This is a genomic window from Streptomyces sporangiiformans (assembly GCF_005768555.2).
Lineage (GTDB): Bacteria > Actinomycetota > Actinomycetes > Streptomycetales > Streptomycetaceae > Streptomyces > Streptomyces sporangiiformans.
The window spans coordinates 1-3,024 of record NZ_VCHX02000006.1; the positions used below are offsets into that span (position 1 = coordinate 1).

4 protein-coding genes and 1 pseudogene are annotated in these 3,024 nt (G+C 70.5%); all 5 read right to left on the reverse strand.

The features are described from left to right. Positions 1–509, reverse strand: a 509-nt coding sequence (locus FGD71_RS00190; protein WP_244951177.1) for a thiamine pyrophosphate-binding protein, incomplete at its 3' end; no start/stop codon positions are given. Next, positions 506–1,384 carry a 5-deoxy-glucuronate isomerase gene (gene iolB / locus FGD71_RS00195; protein ID WP_119098306.1) on the reverse strand — a complete coding sequence of 293 codons (879 nt, stop codon included), beginning with the start codon at positions 1,382–1,384 and terminating at the stop codon, positions 506–508. The genes FGD71_RS00190 and iolB, both read right to left, overlap by 4 nt. Beyond that, positions 1,381–2,253 (reverse strand): Cgl0159 family (beta/alpha)8-fold protein, encoded by an 873-nt coding sequence (locus FGD71_RS00200; RefSeq protein WP_119098307.1) that lies wholly within the window; start codon positions 2,251–2,253, stop codon positions 1,381–1,383. Before FGD71_RS00200 ends, iolB begins: the two co-directional genes overlap by 4 nt. A 4-nt stretch (positions 2,254–2,257) precedes the next feature. After that, on the reverse strand, positions 2,258–2,710 hold a 453-nt coding region (locus FGD71_RS48175; protein ID WP_244951178.1), incomplete at its 5' end, for a PfkB family carbohydrate kinase. A gap of 1 nt (position 2,711) precedes the next feature. Then, positions 2,712–3,024: pseudogene (locus tag FGD71_RS48180) on the reverse strand (5-dehydro-2-deoxygluconokinase); the annotation flags it as partial.

Genomic DNA, 3,024 nt, shown 5'->3' on the forward strand with positions numbered 1-3,024 from the left:
GCGGCCGGGATCAGCTGCTCGGGCCGGCAGATGCGGTCGAAGTACTTCGAGACCGCGCGGAAGGCGTCGTTGACGGTGACGTCCCCGCCGCGGGTGTCCTCCAGCTGCTGCAGGACCGGGTCGGCGGCGCGGGTGGCGAACATGTCGGAGGGCAGCAGCAGGACAGGGATGCGGTTGGTGGTGGCCAGCGCCGCACCGGTGATCATGTTGGTGGAGCCGGGGCCGGTGGAGGCCGTACAGGCGAAGGTCGCCAGCCGGTCGCGCATCTTCGCGAACGCCACCGACGCATGCACCATGCCCTGCTCATTACGGGCCAGGTAGTACGGCAGATCGGCCTCATCAGTGACCGCGGCCTGCAGCAGCGCCTGCCCGATCCCGGCCACGTTGCCGTGCCCGAAAATCCCCCACACCCCGGGAATCAGCCGCTGCTCCTGGCCGTCGCGCTCGCTGTACTGGTGGGCCAGGAAACGGACGAGGGCCTGGGCGGTAGTGAGTCGGACGGTCTTCATTGTTCGTTGAGCCCTTCGAAGGGAAGCCGGTCGTCGACGTCCTGGGACTCCCAGGTCCCGCGGACCCACCCGTGCGCGGGGTCGTCGCAGATCAGCCAGGCACGGTCCTGCCCCGGACCGGCCATGACGTTGAGGTAGTACAGGTCGTAGCCGGGTGCGGCGATGGAGGGGCCGTGCCAGCCGTGCGGGATCAGGACGGTGTCACCGGAGCGGACCTCGGCGAGCACGTCGATCGGCCGCTCCGGGGTGCCATACACCCGCTGGTAGGCGAAGCCGCCCTCCCCCGCGACCTGGAAGTAGTAGATCTCCTCCAACTCGGACTCCGCCCCGGGACGTGCCTTGTCGTGTTTGTGGGGCGGGTAGGAGGACCAGTTGCCGCCCGGGGTGAGCACCTCACACACCAGCAGCTGCTCGGCCTCGAACGTGCCCGGCAGGCAGTAGTTGTTGACCTGGCGAGAGCAGGACCCGGCGCCGCGCAGCTCGACAGGCACGTCCTCCTTGTGCCCGTACCGGGCGGAGAGTGAGCTCCGCTCGGTACGGGCGGAGGGCAGCGCGTACGTCCCGCCGTGCGCGCTGCTGATCAGGGCCTCCGACTCGCGCGGCACATACGCGAAGTCGGTGGCGGAGGCGAACACGCCTGTTCGGCCGTCGAGTTCGAAGGTCTGCCCGTCGACGGTGACGGTGCAGCCGCCCTCCAAGGGCAGGACCAGGAACTCGGACTCTCCGGTGCTCAGCGGGTGCGCCTGGCCCGGAGCCAGGGTCAGGATCCTGAGCCCGGAGTAGCCCCAGCCCGCCGACTCCGGGGTGACGACGAGGTCGTACGGGCCGTCGGCCGAAGTCCCCTTAGGCAGGTGGTATTTGCTGGTGTCGCTCACAGCAGGCTCACCGCCCGGTCCACGGCGCCGGCGACGTCGCCGCCTGCGGGGTAGAGCAGGGAGCGGCCCACGACCAGGCCCTGCGCGGTGGGCTGTTTGAGGGCCTTGCCCCAGGAGGCGAAGGCCGCGTCGGGGTCGGTGACCTCGCCGCCCAGCAGCAGCGCCGGCAGCGTGGAGGAGGCAAGCACACGCTCCATGTCATCGACGACCGGCAACTTCAGCCACGTATAAGCGGTGCGCCGGCCCAGCCCCGAGGCGATGGTGATCGACTTGATGACGGCGTCGGGGGAGAGGTCGTTGCGGATCTTCCCGTCCTGCCAGGCGGAGAGGAACGGCTCGACCATCGCGATGAGCCGGCGGTCATTCAGCTCATCGACGGCGCGGGCGGTGTTCTCCAGCACGGACGGGGTCGCGGTGTCCTGGAGGGCGATGCGGGTGAGCATCTTGCCGCCGTCGAAGCCCATCGCGGCGAGCGTCTCGGCGTCGTAGCCGGTGAAGCGGTCGTCGATCTCGAAGATCGAGCCGGCGAGTCCGGCGCGGTTCATGGAACCGAAGACGCTCTTGCCGTCCAGGACACCGAGCAGCAGCAGATCTTCGAGGATGTCCGCGGTGCCGAGTACGCCGGTCACGCCGGGCCGCTCCAGGGCCAGGCACAGCCGGTCCAGGAGTTCGAAGCGGTCGGCCATGGCGGTCGGGTCGCCGCCGACGCCGTTGGCGCCACGCGCGGGATGGTCCGCGGCGATGATCATCGTCTTGCCGTGCTCGCCGAACAGCGAGGTGGCCTTCACACGCCGCGCGGCCGCCGCCGCGATGGCGCCGGGGTCGTTGACCCGGGCCTCCACGATCCGGCTCACATTGTCAGACAGCACGTCGTCATGCCTTTCGATCGGTGGAGGCGAGGGATGCTTCCCGGAGTTTCGTGTCGATCTCGGCCTGGGTCGGCATGGCGTCGGAGCAGGCCAGGCGGCCCGCGACGATGGCGCCGGCGGCGTTGGCGAAGGCGACCGTGCGGCGGGTGTCCCAGCCGGCCAGCAGACCGTGGCACAGTGCCCCGCCGAAGGCGTCACCGGCGCCCAGGCCGTTGACGACCTCCACCGGAACCGGCGCGATCTCAGCGGCCGAACCGTCACGAGCGACAGCCAGCACACCCTTCGGTCCCTGTTTCACCACCGCCAGCTCCACCCCGGCCGCGAGCAGCGCCTTCGCCGCCGCATAGGGATCGCGCTCACCGGTGGCGACCTCGCACTCCTCGACGTTGCCGACCGCGACGGTGGTGTGGCGCAGGGCCTCGGCGTAGTACGCGCGCGCCTCGGACGGGTCGGTCCANGACCGCGACGGTGGTGTGGCGCAGGGCCTCGGCGTAGTACGCGCGCGCCTCGGACGGGTCGGTCCAGAACATCGGCCGCCAGTCCAGGTCGAAGACCGTCGTCCCCGCCTTCGCCCGGTGGGCGAGCGCTGCGAGGGTGGCCGAGCGGCTCGGTTCCTCGCTCAGCCCGGTCCCGGTGACCCAGAAGACGCGGGCCTCGCGCACCGCGGCCAGATCCAGCTCGCCGGCGCTGATGTCCAGGTCAGGGGCCTTCGGCAGCCGGTAGAAGTACAGCGGGAAGTCGTCCGGCGGGAAGATCTCGCAGAACGTCACC